Source organism: Leucobacter sp. (assembly GCF_053528595.1).
Genome location: NZ_JAIVPF010000024.1, coordinates 81707 through 97989 on the forward strand (window position 1 = coordinate 81707; position 16283 = coordinate 97989).

The 16283-nt window shown below is 70.2% G+C and carries 14 protein-coding genes; 9 read left to right on the forward strand and 5 right to left on the reverse strand.

What is annotated here, in order from left to right; genetic code table 11:
- Window positions 1-9: 9 nt before the first annotated feature.
- From ACWKZU_RS03920 to ACWKZU_RS03930, 3 genes are all read right to left on the reverse strand, one after another.
- Window positions 10-1347 carry an extracellular solute-binding protein gene (locus ACWKZU_RS03920; protein ID WP_449281084.1) on the reverse strand — a complete coding sequence of 446 codons (1338 nt, stop codon included), beginning with the start codon at window positions 1345-1347 and terminating at the stop codon, window positions 10-12.
- Between the two features lie 101 nt (window positions 1348-1448).
- Window positions 1449-2630, reverse strand: a complete 1182-nt coding sequence (locus ACWKZU_RS03925; protein ID WP_449281085.1) for an ROK family transcriptional regulator — start codon at window positions 2628-2630, stop codon at window positions 1449-1451.
- A 470-nt stretch (window positions 2631-3100) separates the two neighbouring features.
- Window positions 3101-4168 carry an ABC transporter ATP-binding protein gene (locus tag ACWKZU_RS03930; RefSeq protein ID WP_449281086.1) on the reverse strand — a complete coding sequence of 356 codons (1068 nt, stop codon included), beginning with the start codon at window positions 4166-4168 and terminating at the stop codon, window positions 3101-3103.
- A gap of 261 nt (window positions 4169-4429) precedes the next feature.
- Between ACWKZU_RS03930 and nagB the strand changes: the two genes are divergently transcribed.
- Both nagB and ACWKZU_RS03940 read left to right on the forward strand, forming a co-directional pair.
- On the forward strand, window positions 4430-5215 hold the full coding sequence (gene nagB, locus ACWKZU_RS03935) for a glucosamine-6-phosphate deaminase (RefSeq protein ID WP_449281087.1): 786 nt from the start codon (window positions 4430-4432) through the stop codon (window positions 5213-5215).
- A gap of 262 nt (window positions 5216-5477) precedes the next feature.
- On the forward strand, window positions 5478-6692 hold the full coding sequence (locus ACWKZU_RS03940) for an NADP-dependent isocitrate dehydrogenase (protein ID WP_449281088.1): 1215 nt from the start codon (window positions 5478-5480) through the stop codon (window positions 6690-6692).
- A 241-nt stretch (window positions 6693-6933) separates the two neighbouring features.
- On the opposite strand, the gene ACWKZU_RS03945 is transcribed toward ACWKZU_RS03940, so the two are convergent.
- Complete coding sequence (locus ACWKZU_RS03945) at window positions 6934-7845, reverse strand: LysR family transcriptional regulator (protein ID WP_449281089.1); 912 nt, start codon at window positions 7843-7845, stop codon at window positions 6934-6936.
- A gap of 82 nt (window positions 7846-7927) precedes the next feature.
- Here ACWKZU_RS03945 and ACWKZU_RS03950 point away from each other — a divergent pair, with 82 nt between their 5' ends.
- Entirely contained in the window at window positions 7928-8902 is a 975-nt protein-coding gene (locus ACWKZU_RS03950; RefSeq protein WP_449281090.1) for a DMT family transporter, read from the forward strand.
- Between the two features lie 170 nt (window positions 8903-9072).
- On the forward strand, window positions 9073-10308 hold the full coding sequence (locus tag ACWKZU_RS03955; protein ID WP_449281091.1) for an MFS transporter: 1236 nt from the start codon (window positions 9073-9075) through the stop codon (window positions 10306-10308).
- Between the two features lie 36 nt (window positions 10309-10344).
- Here ACWKZU_RS03955 and ACWKZU_RS03960 read toward each other — a convergent pair whose 3' ends face one another.
- The gene (locus tag ACWKZU_RS03960; protein ID WP_449281092.1) at window positions 10345-11313 is read right to left on the reverse strand and encodes an AraC family transcriptional regulator; all 969 of its coding nucleotides are present in this window, start codon (window positions 11311-11313) and stop codon (window positions 10345-10347) included.
- Between the two features lie 333 nt (window positions 11314-11646).
- On the opposite strand from ACWKZU_RS03960, the gene ACWKZU_RS03965 reads away from it, so the two are divergent.
- The 5 genes from ACWKZU_RS03965 to ACWKZU_RS03985 are packed head-to-tail and all read left to right on the forward strand — an operon-like array spanning window position 11647 to window position 16260.
- Complete coding sequence (locus ACWKZU_RS03965) at window positions 11647-12291, forward strand: helix-turn-helix domain-containing protein (protein WP_449281093.1); 645 nt, start codon at window positions 11647-11649, stop codon at window positions 12289-12291.
- 16 nt (window positions 12292-12307) lie between these two features.
- Window positions 12308-13411 (forward strand): extracellular solute-binding protein, encoded by a 1104-nt coding sequence (locus ACWKZU_RS03970; protein WP_449281094.1) that lies wholly within the window; start codon window positions 12308-12310, stop codon window positions 13409-13411.
- A 31-nt stretch (window positions 13412-13442) separates the two neighbouring features.
- A complete protein-coding gene (locus tag ACWKZU_RS03975; protein ID WP_449281095.1) occupies window positions 13443-14345 on the forward strand; it encodes an ABC transporter permease in 903 nt (300 codons plus the stop codon).
- Window positions 14342-15187, forward strand: a complete 846-nt coding sequence (locus tag ACWKZU_RS03980) for an ABC transporter permease (protein ID WP_449281096.1) — start codon at window positions 14342-14344, stop codon at window positions 15185-15187. The genes ACWKZU_RS03975 and ACWKZU_RS03980 overlap by 4 nt, the downstream gene beginning before the upstream one ends.
- Window positions 15184-16260: an ABC transporter ATP-binding protein gene (locus ACWKZU_RS03985; protein WP_449281097.1), complete on the forward strand. Its 1077-nt coding sequence runs from the start codon at window positions 15184-15186 to the stop codon at window positions 16258-16260. Before ACWKZU_RS03980 ends, ACWKZU_RS03985 begins: the two co-directional genes overlap by 4 nt.
- Window positions 16261-16283 lie beyond the last annotated feature (23 nt).

Here is a 16283-nt window from a genome sequence, read left to right on the forward strand (position 1 = left end):
CCCGCGGGGCTACTTCTGGTTGAGCAGGGCGTCGAGCTGGGCGTTGGTGTCCTTCGCCAGCTGCTCGAGGTCCTCGGCGTCGCGGATCTGCGCGAAGAACTCCTCCATGATGTTCTTCGCCTCGATCGAGGCCCAGCCCGGTGCGGCCGGAGTGAGCTTCGAGTTGGAGGCCGAATCGATCAGCGCGGTGGCGAACTGGTCGTCGCCGAGCGAGGAGGTGTACTCGGAGTTGGCCGGGCCGAGACCGTTCTGGCCCAGGAGGGTCTGGTACTCCTCGGAGAAGATGATGCGCATCAGATCCTTGGCGAGCTCGGGGTGCTGAGTCTGCGCCGAGATGCCGATGTTCGAGCCGCCTGCGAAGACCGGGGCGGGCTCGCCGTCATTGCCGGGCAGCGGGTAGGCCGCGAACTTGTCGTCGTTCCACTCGCGCACCGGCTCGCCATCCTCGCCCTCGACGAGGTCGCCGATCGACCAGTGGGCCCAGCCCGGTGCGAGGATGCTCGCGGCGCCGAGCTCGGTCTCGGCGTCGTCGCGGGTGTCGGAGTCGTTGACGTAGGTCCAGATCGACTCGTCCTTGGCGTCGTTCGGAGCCTTCGACGCGTTGCGGTACAGGTCCTGCAGCTGTTCGAGGCCCTTGAGCGACTCGGGGGAGTCGAGCGTGGCGACCCACTGGCCGTCGCGGTACTGGGCGATGTCCCCGCCGTTCGCGAAGATCCACGAGATGCCGTTGCGCCAGTCCTGGCCGCCCAGCCAGAAACCGGAGAAGTTCTCGATGCCGCGCGGGTTCTGCTCGGCGATCGTCTTCACCGCGGCGTTGAACTCGTCGAGGGTCTTCGGCTGCTCCACACCCGCCTCGGCGAACACGTCGCTGCGGGCGAAGACGTAGCGCGAGCCGAAGTAGTAGGGGAGGGTGTAGTTCTTATCGTCGACCGCGCCCACCTCGACGAAGGACTGCAGCAGCTGGTCGCCGCCGAGCTCGTCGTACATGTCGCTGATGTCGAGGAACGCTCCCGCGTTGGTGAAGGTCGGCGACTGGGTGTTGCCGATCTCGGTCACGTCGGGGGTGTTCTTCGCGTCCGGGAGCTTCGTGGTGAGGTTGGTGATGATGTCGCCCCAGGTCTGCTCCTCGATCTCGAGGGTGGCTCCGGTCTGCTCGGCGAACTCGGTCTTCAGGTAGTCGCGCAGCTCGTCGGGCGTATCGCCGCCGATCAGCCAGAGCGTGATCGACTCGTCGCCCGAGGAACCGCCGTTCGAGTCGCCGTCGGCCGGCGCGCTCTGAGCGCAGCCGCTGAACAGCAGTGCCGAGGCCACGACCGCAGCGGCGAGGCCGGTGAACTTCCTCTTCATGGTGTCTTCCTTTCGATGCATCTCGCGCGGGTGTCGCGCGATGCGTGGGGTGCGCTCCGACGGGTGCCGAGCGCGGGTCGGTATGGAGTTCGGGTGCGTGCTCAGGTGACGCCGAGGCGGTCCTTCAGCACGATCGCGGTGGCCCCGCGCAGGATGAGATCCTCGCCCTGCCGGCTCGCGCGCAGCACGAGGTCGTCGTGGGAGTCGGGCATGGTGCGCCGCCGCAGGATCTCGAGCGTGGCCTCGGCCAGGGTGCCGTCGATCAGTTCGACGGGGCCCGCCAACACCACCTCGGCCAGGTTGAGCACGCCGACCACGGGGGCGAGCACGATGCCGAGGCGCCGGCCGGCCTCGCGCAGCACCTGCTCGCGCTCGTCCGGACGCGCTTCGAGCTCGCGCGTCAGCGAGGGTACCGACAGCCAGTGCTCGAGCACCTGCTCGCGGGAGTAGGGCGCCTCGAGGCCGAGATCGGTGCCGACCATCACCTGGCCGATCTCGCCGGAGGCGAAGCGATAGCCCGGCACCGGGTGCCCCGAGACGATGAGGCCCGAGCCGACGCCCTGGCCGATCGCGATGAGGATGAAGTTGTCGGTCGAGTCGCCGAAGCTGTACTCGGCGAGCGCGGCCACGTTGGCATCGTTCTCGACCACGGTGCGGATCCCGGTGCGCTCCTCGAAGATGCCGCGCAGCGGGAGGTCGGTCCAGCCGAGGTTGGGCGCCGTGCGCACGGTGCCGGTGTCGTCGACGACACCGGGGGTGCCGATCCCGATGCCGAGGATCGGCACCTCGGCGCGGGACCGCAGCTCGTTCGTCACCGCGAGCGCGAGCTCGCAGACGGCCTCGCCGGTCGCGCCGTCGCGCGGCACCTCGGCGCGGGTGATGATGCGGCCGTCGAGGTCGAGCAGCGCGCCGCGCACGAGCAGGTGGTCGCTGAGGTCGAGGGCCACCACGGCGAACGCGTCGCGGGCGAGGTCGACGAGGATCGCCGGCTTGCCCGGGCGCTGGGCCTCCTGCTGACCGAGCTCGCGCAGCAGGTGTTCGGCGATGAGCTCGGCGACGAGCACCGAGACGGTGACCTTGGTGAGCCCCGTCGCCCGGGCGATATCGGCGCGGCTCATGGGGCCGGAGACGTAGAGCGTCTGCAGCACGAGGGTGCGGTTGTGCAGTTTCGCGTCGCCGGGGGTCGCCTTGAGCGCGCGGCGCGGCGCGCGGGAGGCGAACGCCGCGGGGGCGTGGGGGAGCGGTCCGGAGAGATCCTCGGGACGCGGCAGTGCGACCGTCATGTGAGTTAGTAAAGCTAACGAACTAAATATTCGCAAGTGCGGGTGTGCGAGATCGGCCGGTCGTGACCGAACTGTGATCCTCGGGCGGTGCGTTGGTGCGTTGGTGCGTTGGTGCGTTGGTGCGTTGGTGCGCTGGTGCGCTGGTGCGTTGGTGCGCTCTGCACGCCGCGTCGTCGGGGATCCCCGAGGCTGGGCCGGGTGCGCGAGACAGCGCATGGTGTGCGGGGCAGCGCTTGGTGCGCGAGACCGAGCCCAGTGTGCGAGACCGAGCGAAGTATCACCGCGGAACCCCTCGGGCTCGCGCACTGGGCTCAGTTTCGGCGGGGGTGCGCGGAGCGGGCTCGGATCGGGGTGCGCGCAGCGGGTCCGGATCGGCAGAGGGGGCGGGCGGGCCCCGCGGGGCCGGATCGGCGGGGAGGGGTGGAGCGGGCCGGGGCGGCGGCGCGGCCGCGCCACCGCCCCGCGGCGGGTCACACCAGGCGGGCGCCGCTCTCGGCGTCGAACAGGTGCAGGCGCTCCGGGATCGGCGCGAGCGTAACGGTGTCGCCAGCGCCGGGGTGCACGCGGCCGTCGACGCGGGCCACGACGTCGACGCGTTCGCCATCGACGGTGTGCCCGTAGAGGTAGCCGTCGGCGCCGAGCTCCTCCACGAGGTCGACCACCACGGAGAGCCCGGGCTCGCCCGCCCCCACGATCACCAGATCCTCGGGGCGCACGCCCACGGTCACCGTGGGCGACTGCACGTGCACCGGCGCCGGCACCGTCGCAGAGCCGAAAGCGACGCCGGCCTCCGAGACCGGCGAGGAGAGCAGATTCATGGCGGGGGAGCCGATGAAGCCCGCGACGAACTCGTTGTCGGGCGTCTCGTACAGGTCGCGCGGAGTGCCGACCTGCTGCAGCACGCCGTCCTTGAGCACGGCGATGCGGTCGCCCATGGTGAGCGCCTCGGTCTGGTCGTGGGTCACGTAGACGGTGGTGACGCCGAGTCTGCGCTGCAGCGAGGCGATCTGCGTGCGGGTCTGCACGCGCAGCTTCGCATCGAGGTTCGACAGCGGCTCGTCCATCAGGAAGACCTGGGGCTGGCGCACGATCGCGCGGCCCATCGCGACGCGCTGGCGCTGGCCGCCGGAGAGCGCCTTCGGCTTGCGGTCGAGGTACTGCTCGAGGTCCAGCATCTTCGCGGCCTCGAGCACGCGCGCCGAGCGCTCCTCCTTGGAGGCCCCAGCGATCTTCAGCGAGAAGCCCATGTTCTCGGCCACGGTCATGTGCGGGTAGAGCGCGTAGTTCTGGAACACCATCGCGATGTCGCGATCCTTCGGCGGCATGTCGGTGACATCGCGATCGCCGATGAGCACACGCCCCCCGTCGATCTCCTCGAGGCCGGCGAGCATGCGCAGCGTGGTGGACTTGCCGCATCCCGACGGGCCGACGAGAACCAGGAATTCTCCGTCGCCGATCTCGAGGTCGAGCTGATCGACCGAGGGGCGATCCGTCCCCGGATAGACGCGGGAGACGTTTTCGAACGTGACAGTTGCCATGATTTCCTCCACCGGCAGGTACGTGCCGGACGATCCGTTGTAGAGACGGCGGCCTGCCCGGCCGCCGGTGCCCGTCGTTGGGCGTGCTCAGCGTAACATCCGGCGGCGATGCCGGGAAGGAGGGGTGGGCGGGGTGCGCCGGCTGCCGGGGACGGCATCGCCGGTCCGGGTTGACAAGCCGCGCGGCGGGCTGCTTATCTGGAGCCCGTCTGCACCGCACCCTCGCGCTTCCCACGCAGCACCGTCACTCCTGGAGGTACCGTGGACGTCGTCATCGTTCCCGACGCGGCCGCCGTCGCCGAGCACGCCGCCGAGCGGATCGCCGACGTCGTGCGCTCCCGGCCGGGCGCGGTGCTGGGCGTCGCGACCGGATCCTCGCCCCTCGGCACCTATGCCGCGCTGGCCGAGCGCGTGCGCGGCGGCGGCCTCGATCTCGCCGGTGTCAGCGCCTTCGCGCTCGACGAGTACGTCGGCCTCAACCCGCGCCACCCCGAGAGCTACCGCTCCGTGATCCGCCGCACCGTCACCGAGCCGCTCGGCCTGGATCCCGAGTGCGTGCACGTGCCCGACGGGGTCGCATCCGACCTCGAAGCCGCTTGCGTGGACTACGAGCGGCGGATCGTCGACGCCGGGGGCGTCGACCTGCAGCTGCTGGGCATCGGCGCCAACGGCCACATCGGCTTCAACGAGCCGACGTCGTCGTTCGCCTCCCGCACCCGGATCAAGACGCTCGCCCCGCGCACGCGGGCCGACAACGCGCGCTTCTTCGCCTCCGAGGCCGAGGTGCCGATCCACTGCGTGACGCAGGGGCTGGGCACGATCCTCGATGCGCGCGAGCTGCTGCTCGTGGCCCAGGGCGAGGAGAAGGCGGAGGCCGTCGCCGCGATGATCGAGGGCCCGCTCGCCGGCGTGTGCCCCGCGAGTGCGCTGCAGCTGCACCGCCGGGCGACCGCGGTCATCGATCGCGCCGCCGCCTCCCGGCTGCGCCTCACGGCCTACTACGAGTACGTGCAGGAGCACCGGCCCCGGGTCAAGGTGTCGGCCTAGGTGTAGCGTCCGGGTTCGGACCCGCCAGGGGCTCCAACGGCGAAGGTCCGGAACGAGGGCCCGAGCGAGGCTCCGGCACGAGGGCCGGCGGCCGGATTTATCTCGATGTCGAGAGACTTGGAAATCTCGGCTAGACTGTGTGACGGCCCTATCGGGCTCTGCACCGGGCGCGGCGTCACGGCCTCGATCCCGCGGAAGCAGCGCGCGGCGTCCATCATGCTGCGCGCCCCCGAGCTCACACATCACGACACTGGGAGAAGCGTTGGCGAAGATCAAGGTTGAAGGCACGGTCGTCGAACTCGACGGCGACGAGATGACCCGCATCATCTGGCAGTTCATCAAGGACCGTCTCATCCACCCCTATCTCGACGTCACGCTCGAGTACTACGATCTCGGCATCGAGCACCGCGACGCCACCGACGACCAGGTGACCGTCGACGCGGCCAACGCCATCAAGAAGCACGGCGTCGGCGTCAAGTGCGCCACCATCACCCCCGACGAGGCCCGCGTCGAGGAGTTCGGCCTCAAGAAGATGTGGCGCAGCCCCAACGGCACGATCCGCAATATCCTCGGCGGCGTGATCTTCCGCGAGCCGATCATCATCTCCAACATCCCGCGCCTCGTGCCCGGTTGGAACAAGCCGATCATCATCGGCCGTCACGCCTTCGGCGACCAGTACCGCGCCACCGACTTCCGCTTCCAGGGCGAGGGCACCCTCACGGTCGAGTTCACCCCGAACGACGGCTCGGAGCCGCAGAAGTTCGAGGTCTTCCAGTCGCCGGGCGACGGCGTCGCGCAGGTGCAGTACAACCTCGACGCCTCGATCCGCGACTTCGCGCGGGCCTCGCTCAACTACGGCCTCTCGCGCAACTATCCGGTCTACCTCTCCACCAAGAACACCATCCTCAAGGCCTACGACGGCCGCTTCAAGGACCTGTTCCAGGAGATCTACGACACCGAGTTCAAGGAGCAGTTCGAGGCCGCCGGGCTCACCTACGAGCACCGCCTCATCGACGACATGGTCGCCTCGGCCATGAAGTGGGAGGGCGGCTACGTCTGGGCCTGCAAGAACTACGACGGCGACGTGCAGTCGGACACCGTGGCGCAGGGCTTCGGCTCGCTCGGCCTTATGACCTCCGTGCTCGCGACGCCCGACGGCAAGGTCGTCGAGGCCGAGGCCGCCCACGGCACCGTGACCCGGCACTACCGCCAGCACCAGCAGGGCAAGCCCACCTCCACCAACCCGATCGCCTCGATCTTCGCCTGGACGCGCGGTCTCGCGCACCGCGGCAAGCTCGACGGCAACCAGGACCTGATCGACTTCGCGCTCACCCTCGAGGACGTCGTCATCAAGACCGTCGAGTCGGGCAAGATGACCAAGGATCTCGCGCTGCTGGTGGGCCCGGAGCAGGGCTACCAGACCACCGAGGAGTTCCTCGCGACGATCGATGAGAACCTGCAGGCTCGGCTGGCCTAGTCCTCAGATCTGTTCCCGCGCGGTCGCGGGCTCTCGGGGGTCGGCACTTCGGTGCCGGCCCCCTTTCGCGTCCGCCTGAGCCGGTGCGATCCGCATGAGCCGGTGCGGTCCGCATGAGCCGGTGCGATCTCGCGACGCAATGAGGCGCGTCAGTAGTTGTCGCCTCACGGCCTTCTCGGTGACATCTACTGACACGCGAACGTGGGACGTCGCGGGTCGCCGCCTCGTGCAATCGGCGGGGTCAGGCTCCGAGGGCGATCGGGGCGCCGCGCACCGCCTCGGCGCGGAGCAGCTCCAGCGCTGCTCGCGCGGGCGGGGTGAAGGCCACGGCGTCGCGCACCACCGCGTGGATCGAGCGCACCGGCGTAGGGTTCACGACCTCGCGCAGGGCGACCCCCGCGGGCGGATCCACCGCCCCGAGCGTCGGCAGCACGGTGATCCCGATGCCCGCCGCGACGAAGGCGAGCGCGGCGCGGTAGTCGTGGGTCTCGACGTGGAACGCCGGGCGGAACCCCGCCGCAGCGCAGGAGTCGAGCAGGTTCTGGCGGCACCACCCCGCGGCGAAGTCGTTGTCGATCCAGCGCTCGTGCGTGAGATCCGAGAGCTCGACGACCGCTCCGGTGGCAAGCGGATGCGCTTCTGGCAGGGCGACGAGATACGGGTCGTCGAGGAGGTGATGCGACGTGAAGCCCCTCCCAGTGACGAAGTCGTGACGGGCGACGACGAGGTGGAGATCCGCGCGATCGTCGGGACGGTCCGGGGCGTTGTCGCTCAGCCTGAGGTCCAGGCGCACGCCGGGGAACTCCTCGGAGAGCCGGTGCACGACCGGGGGCAGCCAGACGCTGCCGACCGAGGCGAAGTACGCGATCGACAGACGGCCCGTGCGCCCGGTGCGCAGATCCGAGACCAGGGTCTCGGCCTCGCCGATCCGGGCCAGCACGCCGTCGGCCTCGGCCGCGAGCGCGAGGCCCGCCGCGGTCGGTCGCAGGCCCCGGCCCGCGCGCTCGAGGAGCGTGAGGCCGACCTCCTTCTGCAGCGCCGTGATGTGCTGGCTGACGGCCGAGGGGGTGTAGCCGAGATTGGCGGCGGCGGCCTGCACAGATCCGCTCGCGACCACGGAGCGGAAGACACGGAGACGGTGCAGATCGAGCATGTCACGATGATACAGCTCGGCTTAATCGTGAGGAAGAATCGTGAACTGGTGCTAATGATTTGCTCGGGTGCAGCATGGAGGCATGGCGAAGCTCCGACCCTCCTCCCGCACCGTTCCCCTGCTCATGGTGGCCGTCACCGTGATGCTGTGGGCGTCGGCCTTCGTCGTGGTGCGCGCCGCCGGTGAGCACTTCTCGCCAGGGGCCCTCGCGCTGGGGCGGCTGCTCGTGGGCGCGATCGCGCTGTCGCTGTTCGTGGCGGTGCGCGCCGTGCGCACGGGCTCCGCGCCGGGTGTGCCCCGCGGGCGCACGCTCGTGATCCTGGTGCTGTGGGGCGCCGCCTGGTTCGGCGGGTACAACCTCGCGCTGAACGCGGCGGAACTGCGCCTCGATGCGGGCACGACGGCGCTCCTCGTCAACGTATCGCCGCTGCTCGTCGGCCTCTTCGCCGGACTCCTGCTCGGCGAGGGATTCCCCGCGCGCCTCATGATCGGCATGTCGGTGGCGCTGCTGGGCGTCGTCGCGATCGCCGCGGCCACCGGCACGGGGCGCGGAGACGCGGTCGGCGTGCTGCTGGCGCTGCTCGCCGCGCTGCTCTACGCGGGCAGTGTGATCGTGCAGAAGCGCCTGCTCATCCGCGTCGACGCGCTGACGGTCACCTGGCTGGGCTGCCTCGTCGGCGCGGTCGTGTGCCTCCCGTTCGCGCCCGAGCTGATCGCGGCCGTGCGCAGCGCTCCGGGCCCGTCCGTGCTCGGCGTGGTCTACCTCGGAGTCTTCCCCACCGCGATCGCCTTCGTCACCTGGGGGTACGCGCTGTCCCGGATGAGCGCCGGGCGCCTCGCCGCCTCGACCTACACGGTGCCGCCCCTCGTGGTGCTGATGTCGTGGCTGCTGCTCGGCGAGTCGCCGGCGGTCCTCGCGCTCATCGGCGGGGCGGTGTGCCTGGCGGGGACCGCGATCGCGACGATCGCGAAACCGCGTACGCGGGTGGGACCGGGCGGCGGTGCCGGAAGCGGGGCGGAGGCCGAAACGCGCAGCCGGGCTCGCGCGGGGGCGTGATCCGCGAGGATCCGGGACCGCTCGCCGATCGTATGTCCGCAGCGGCATGCGGGAGATCCGCCCGCGTTCGCGCGACGAGGCCGATGCGCCGCCCTCCGGGCCGGACGATGCGTCGGATGCGGTGGACGCCGCGTCGGGTGCTCGGACCCGGAGCCGCGAATCATTGAAGGATGACGACGACCGCCCCTGTCCCCACCATCCCGACCGACCCGGTGCTGAGCTCCTCCGGTCACCAGCGACTGCGATACGGCGCCCTCGTCACCATGATGCTCATGAGCTTCTTCCTGGTGACGGCCGAGTTCCTCCCGAGCGGGATGCTGACGGGCATCGCGGCGGGACTCGGCGTGACGACGGGCCAGGCCGGGCAGATGGTCTCGATCACGGCGTTCGCGGGGCTGCTCGCGGCCCCGACCGTCGGCATACTGCTCCCGCGGCTCGACCGGCGGTCCCTGCTGATGTGGATGGCGGTGCTGGCGGCGGTCTCGAACGCACTGGTCGCCATCGCTCCCAGCCTGCCGCTGGTCATGGTCGCGCGCTTCCTCCTGGGAGTGGCGATCTCGGGCTTCTGGGCGATGTCGATCACGGTGGCGGCGCGCATCGCCGGCCCGGAGCGGCTCGGCCGCGCGGTGATGTTCAACTCCGCGGGAGTATCGCTCGCCACGGTCGCGGGGGTGCCGCTCGGGGTGATGCTGAGCGAGATGATCGATTGGCGCGGGGTGTTCGGGATCGCCGCGATCCTGAGCGCAGCGCTCGTGGTCCTGCTGAGGACGCTGGTGCCCCCGGTGCCCGCGGCCCGCTCGGCGCGGCCGGCGACGCTGCTCGCCGCGATCCGCCGCCCCGGCATCGGGATCGGGGTGATCGCCAACGTCTTCGTCGTCACCGGGCACTTCCTCGCCTACACCTACGTCCGCGTGGCGCTGGAGCGCGTGAGCGAGGGCGGCACTCCGGTGGGCGCCGACACGATCGTCGTGCTCCTGGTGCTGTTCGGGGTGGGCGGTCTGATCGGGAACCTCGTGATCGGGATGGTGGTGGATCGCGGCTATCGGGTGCTCGCGGTGCTCACCCCGGTCGTCATCGCTGGCCTGCTCGTGCTCGTCGTCGCCGTCTCGGGGTCGGTGTGGGCGACCGGTGCGGCGGTCTTCATCTGGGGGTTCTTCTTCGCCTCGTGGCTGCTCATCGCGAACACCTGGGTCGGGAACCGGATGCCGGATCAGCTGGAGGCCGGTGGAAGCCTGATCGTCGTGGGGTTCCAGGCGGGGATCATGATCGCCGCGGCGGCGGGCGGGGCCCTGGTCGACGCGATCGGGATCGTCCCCGTGTACGCGGCCGGTGCGGTGCTCCTGCTGCTGGGGGCCGTGCAGTTCGGGATCTCGGACCGGCGCTCCGCGGCCCGCGCTCGGCGCTGACCTCCGAGCCGCGGCCCGCTCCGGGCGCCGACCGGGCTACACCCCCGACGTCCGGAGGGCGCAGGCGCGCCAGGCGGAGGGGGTCACCCCGACCCGCCGTCGGAAGGCGCGGCTGAACCCCTCGTCGGATCCGTAGCCGATCGCGCGCGAGACCTCCGAGACGCCCCAGCCGCGGGCGAGCAGATCCTGCGCCGAGCGGATCCGCACGTCGGCGACGTAGTTCGCGGGTGAGACGCCCGTCGCGGATCGGAAGCGGGCGGCGAACGCGGAGCGCGACATCGCCCCCGTCCGCGCGAGATCCTCCAGCGTCCAGTCCCGCCCGGGATCGGCGTGGATCGCCTCGACGACGCGGTCCAGGAAGCGGTCGTTCGTGCGCGAGGGCCAGCCGTCGGGCGCGCACCCGCGCACGACCCAGGCGCGGATCACGGACACGAGCACCGTGTTCGCCATCATCCGGCACACCACCGCGTCCCCCGCCCGGTTCGAGCACGGGGCGTCGTCGTCGTCCAGTTCCGGCCCGAGCCGGGCGGCGAGCGCGGCGACGGCGGGGTCGCTCCCGGGCAGATCGCGCACGGTGATGACATCCGGCAGCAGCTCCAGCACGTGGGCGGCGCTCTCGGTGAGCTCGAGCGAGCTCACGAGCGCGAACGCGTGCTGCGGCGCCCGCAGGGAGTGCGCCCGCCGGTCGACGATCATCCGCGCGTCCCCGGCGAGGAGCTCCTCCGACGCGTCCGCGCCCGGCCCGTCGATGCGGAGGGCGCCGTCGATCACGTAGACGAGTGCGATGCCGCTGCGGGGGATCGCGACGACGTCGCCGCTGCCCACCGTGACGCGGTGCTGGCGGTGCACGCGCGCATCGATCCCGGCGAGCACCCGGTCGATCGCGGCGTCGCGCCCGGCGGGGTCGCGCCCGTCGATGCCGTGGTGCATCGGGGCAGCGGCGCGCGCCGCGGACCCGGGGGCGAGCGGCGATTCCGTTCGGCTCGGGAGAGTGATCGGGCTCATGGGAAGGAGAACGTGCGGGGCGTGCGCGCTATTCCGGCACCGGCGGGGGAGGCGCTGCCCGGGGCGCGCCGCTCGGGGCGAGGGGTTCCGCCGGCACGCGCTGCGGCTGCCGCAGTCCTCTGAAAACTGAATCTCGAGTGAATATCCACCGCAATCATCTGCGTCGAGGTGCAGGAGATCTACGCCCGCACGCCCGGAATGTTGCTGCCGCGGACACGGGAATCCACATCAGGGGTGCAGGCAAATAAATTAATGCTGTAGAAAACTTAACTATTAGTGTAGTCTCGTCGATAGCCCCGATCGTCGGGGCCGCGTGACGGAGCGTGGTGAGGCATGAGCAGCGAAGACGTGGGGCCGGTGGTGAGGCGCATGCGCCGCGGCGCGGGCATGACGCTCGAGCAGCTCGCGCGCGGCACCGGTCTCTCCCAGAGCTTCCTCAGCCAGTTCGAGCGCGGGCGCACGCAGGCGAGCATCAGCTCCCTGCGGCTCATCACGGATGCCCTCGGCATGAACATGAACGACGTCTTCGACATGAGCGCGACCGGGTACACGAGCCTCGTCCGCGAGGACGACCGCCCGAGCCTCCCCTTCGGCGATCGTGCTCGGAAGACCATCGTGAGCGCGCGCGGCCTCTCCCGCTTCGAGGTGTTCGAGGTGAGCTTCGAAGTCGGCGGATCGACGGGTCCCGAGCGATATGCGCACGGCAACCACGAGGAGATGCTCCTCGTCACCCGGGGCTCGCTCGGTCTCGAGCTCGGCGATGACCGCCATCTGCTCGAGATCCACGATTCCATCTCCTTCCTCTCGAGCGTCCCGCATCGCGTCGCGAACGCCGGCGGGAGCGAGGCGCGGGTGCTCTGGATCGTCAGCCCGCCCGCCTACGCGCACGCCGTCGACTCCGTGCCGCCCCGTCCCGGTCCGCCCGGCTCGGACACGGGTCCGACAGACCTCTTCGACCCCATCCATCCACACCAGTAAGAAAGGCGATATCCGCATGAAATCAACGAAGATTCGCAGCCGCCTGCGGCTCGGAGCCGCAGCGGGAGCGGCGCTCACCCTCTCCCTCGGCCTGCTCTCCTGCGCGGGGACCAGCGGCGGTTCCGAACCGGAGGGGGAGAAGCCGTCGCTCGTCATCGCGAGCTGGGGCGACCCCTTCACCTCGGCGACGCAGGAGTTCCTCGTCGACCCATTCGTCGCCGAGACGGGGTACGAGGTCCAGATCGTCGACGCCCCGGGCAAGTTCGTCGCGAGCCTGGAGGCCCAGAACCAGGCCGACAACATCGAGTGGGATCTGCTCGACTCGACGTCGGGCCCCGACGCCTACATCGCGTACGATCAGGGCCTCATCGAGAAGATGCCCGATGACGTGCGCGGCCGCATCCTCGAGGCGCTGCCGGAGAGCGCGGTCACCGACTTCGGGATCACCTGGTCGACGCTCGGGTACATCACGGCCTGCAACGCCGAGGCCGTCGAGGCGTGCCCGCAGAACACGACCGAGCTCTTCGACACCGCGCAGTTCCCGGGGGCGCGCACCAGCATCGCCACATCGCCGCTCGTCAATCTCAGCATGGCGGAGATCGCTGCGGGTGTCGCCCCGGAGGAGCTGTCCACGCACGAGATCGACCTCGACCGCGCGTTCGCCACCCTCGAGGAGTACCAGGCGGCCGGCGGCACCTGGTGGTCCTCTGGCGATCAGAACATGCAGGTCTTCTCGACCGGCGAGGTCGACATGGGCATCAGCTACAGCGGCCGCGCCTACGCCGTCGGCGCCGACATGGAGGATCTCGAGATCCACTGGGACCAGGGCATCTACAACCCCGGGTTCTGGAACGTGGTCGCCGGGACCGAGCACTCCGACGCCGCCTGGGAGTTCGTCGAGTGGGTCGCGACGCACCCGGAGGCCGCAGCGAACTGGGGCGTCGCCCTCGGGTACTCGATCCCGAACCCGGAGTCCTTCGACTACATCGAGCCGGATGTGGCCTCGACGCTCGCGGACTTCCCCGCGAACCGGGACGTGCTCGGAAGCATGAACTTCGAGTGGTACGTCGAGAACTACCAGGAAGTGAACGACCGCTGGCAGGAATTCCTGCGCGGATAGCGGCAGTCCCAGACGGAGGAGGAGGAGAGCGATGACGACAGTGACAGCTTCCGGCGCATCCCCGCGCCGCACGAGACGGAGACCGTGGTCCGCGAAGCTTCCCAGCCTCGCGGCGGCGATCATGGTGCTGCCAGTGATCGTCCTCGCCCTCCTCTTCGTCGTCTACCCCCTGGTCAAGCTGGGCATCGATGCGATGACGCTGGGCGACGGCGGGGCGGCGAACTTCGCAGCCGTCTTCGGCTCCGCGGCGATCCGCAACTCGATGGTGAACACGATGGTGATGTCGCTCGTCGTGACCGCGGTCTGCGTCGTCCTGGGAGGCACCCTCGCCTGGATTCTCGCCAGGCCGCAGCGAGCCTGGGTGAAAGCGGTCCTGTGGGCCTCCATCCTGCTGCCCTTCTGGATGGGGGTGATCGTCAAGACCTACGCCTGGGCCGTGCTGCTCGCCAAGAACGGCGTGGTCAACTCGGCGCTCATATCGGCGGGGGTCATCGATCAGCCGCTCCCGCTGCTCTACACGCCGTTCGCGGTGATCCTGGGCATGACCTACACGATGCTGCCGTACGCGGTGCTCGCCATGTACCCGACGATCGCCGGCTTCAATCAGGAGCTGCTGAACTCGGCGCGTCTCCTCGGGTCCTCGCGCACGGGCGCGATGGTCAAGGTGTGGCTTCCGAATGTGGCGCCCGGGCTGGTCGCGGCTGCGGCCATCGTGTTCGCGATGAGCATCGGCTTCTACATCACGCCGGTGCTGCTGGGCGGCGCCCAGGTTCCGTTCATGGCCTCGGTGATCGGCGACGACATCTTCTCGTTCTTCAACTATCCGCGCGCCGCTGCCTCCTCGGTCGTGCTCCTCGTGATCGCGCTCGCGGTGATGGTCGTGACGCTCCGATCGGTCGGGGCGAAGGCGCTGAAGGGAGGGCTCGCCGGATGAGCTCCATCGCAGAATCGGCTCGCGCCGGCGGAGCGCAGCACGTGCGCGCCGGCGCCCGGGCACTCGACCGCGCCGCGCGCTGGGCCGGCCGGGTCGTCGCCGCCATCGGCGTCCTGTTCCTGCTCGCCCCGGCCGCGGCGATCGTGGTGATGTCGTTCTCGAACGACGCCCGGGTCTCGTTCCCGCCGCGGGAGTGGGGCTTCGAGCGGTACGTCTCGGTCTTCACCTCCGGCAAGTGGGGCGGGCCGACGATGCTCTCGATCGAGATCGCCCTGTGGTCCGCCGTCGGTGCGCTCGTGATCGCCCTGCCGCTCGTGTTCGCGCTGAAGCGGAGCGCGCTGCGGGGCCGGAACCTGCTGGAGGGCGTCTCGATCGCGCCGCTCGTGATCCCGGTCGCCGCCTACGCGGTCGGTCTGTACGCCGTCTTCGCGCAGTTGGGACTGCTCGGCGAGAAGTCGGGTGTGGTGCTCGCGCACGTGGTGTACGCGCTCCCGCTCGTCGTCATCGTGCTGTCGACCTCCCTCGAGCGGATCACGCCGGACCTCGAGCTGGCCGCCATGACGATGGGCGCCTCCCGGCTGCAGGCGTGGGTCACGGTGACCTTCAGGCTGCTCGCACCGTCCATCGTCGCCGCCTTCCTGTTCGGGTTCATCACCAGCTTCGACGAGGCCGTGCTCATCACCTTCCTCGGCGGGGTCGGCCTGGTCACGCTGCCGAAGTACATCTTCGACTCCGTGCAGTACTCGGTCGACCCGGCGATCACGGCCGTCGCCACCTTGCTCATGTTCGTGACGACGGCAGTGATGCTGCTCGCCACGTCGCTTCGAAAGGGAAACAAGTGACTTCAAGAGTGAACGCGCCGGACGTGAAGCTGCGCATCCGGCGGCTGGCCAAGAGCTTCGGGGAGACCGAGGTGCTGAAATCCATCGATCTCGACGTCAGCCAGGGCGAGTTCCTCACGCTGCTCGGCCCGTCGGGATCGGGCAAGACGACCCTGCTGCGGATCATCGCCGGATTCGAGAATGCGACGAGCGGTGAGCTGCGGCTCGGCGATGTCGATCTCGGCCAGCTGACGCCGTCGGAGCGCCGGCTCGGCATGGTCTTCCAGAACTATGCGCTGTTCCCCCACCTGACCGTCGCCGAGAACGTCGCCTACGGGCTCCGGGTGCGGCGGGTGCGCGAGCCGCAGCGCTCGAAACGCGTCGAGACGATGCTGGAGATCGTCGGCCTCGGCCATCTGCGCGACCGCAAGCCCGCGCAGCTCTCGGGCGGGCAGCAGCAGCGCGTCGCGCTCGCCCGCGCGCTCGCCTACGAGCCCGAGCTCCTCCTGATGGACGAACCGCTCGGAGCGCTCGACCGGAGCCTCCGGCTGCAGATGGAGTCCGAGATCAAGCGGGTGCACCGCCAGATCGGCACCACGGTGATCTACGTCACCCACGACCAGGAGGAGGCGCTGGTGCTGTCGGATCGCGTGGCGATCATGAACCAGGGCCGGTTCGCGGGCCTGGACACGCCGATGTCCCTCTTCCAGACGCCGCCGAACTCCTTCGTCGCGAAGTTCTTCTCCGACTCCAACCTCTTCGACGCGCACGTCGACGGGGGCCGCCTGCGGGTCGCCGGACAGGAGATCCCGATCGAGTCGGATCTGCGCGGCGACGTCCGGCTCGCGGCGCGCCCGAGCGCGGTGCGGATCAGGCCCCGGGCGGCCGGGACGGCGCCCGCCGACGGCATCAGATTCGACGGCACCGTGCAGGAGATCAACCTGCTCGGCGAGCACGAGCAGCTCGAACTCGCGGTGCCCGAGGTCGGGGCCGTCACCGCGCGCCGTCCGATCGGCACCGGCCCGCGGGTCGGACTCGGCGATCGCGTCGAGCTGTCGCTGCCGCTCGAACGGGTCTCGATCCTGCGCGACTGAGGTCCGCGCGCCCGTACCCATCA

Coding starts and splice junctions, on each gene's coding strand:
- ACWKZU_RS03950 (WP_449281090.1), top strand. CDS start 7,928: ATGGCGAAGCTCCGACCCTCCTCCCGCACCGTTCCCCTGCTCATGGTG.
- ACWKZU_RS03980 (WP_449281096.1), top strand. CDS start 14,342: ATGAGCTCCATCGCAGAATCGGCTCGCGCCGGCGGAGCGCAGCACGTG.
- ACWKZU_RS03925 (WP_449281085.1), bottom strand. CDS start 2,630: ATGACGGTCGCACTGCCGCGTCCCGAGGATCTCTCCGGACCGCTCCCC.
- ACWKZU_RS03920 (WP_449281084.1), bottom strand. CDS start 1,347: ATGAAGAGGAAGTTCACCGGCCTCGCCGCTGCGGTCGTGGCCTCGGCA.
- ACWKZU_RS03970 (WP_449281094.1), top strand. CDS start 12,308: ATGAAATCAACGAAGATTCGCAGCCGCCTGCGGCTCGGAGCCGCAGCG.
- ACWKZU_RS03975 (WP_449281095.1), top strand. CDS start 13,443: ATGACGACAGTGACAGCTTCCGGCGCATCCCCGCGCCGCACGAGACGG.
- ACWKZU_RS03945 (WP_449281089.1), bottom strand. CDS start 7,845: ATGCTCGATCTGCACCGTCTCCGTGTCTTCCGCTCCGTGGTCGCGAGC.
- ACWKZU_RS03965 (WP_449281093.1), top strand. CDS start 11,647: ATGAGCAGCGAAGACGTGGGGCCGGTGGTGAGGCGCATGCGCCGCGGC.
- ACWKZU_RS03930 (WP_449281086.1), bottom strand. CDS start 4,168: ATGGCAACTGTCACGTTCGAAAACGTCTCCCGCGTCTATCCGGGGACG.
- ACWKZU_RS03960 (WP_449281092.1), bottom strand. CDS start 11,313: ATGAGCCCGATCACTCTCCCGAGCCGAACGGAATCGCCGCTCGCCCCC.
- ACWKZU_RS03955 (WP_449281091.1), top strand. CDS start 9,073: ATGACGACGACCGCCCCTGTCCCCACCATCCCGACCGACCCGGTGCTG.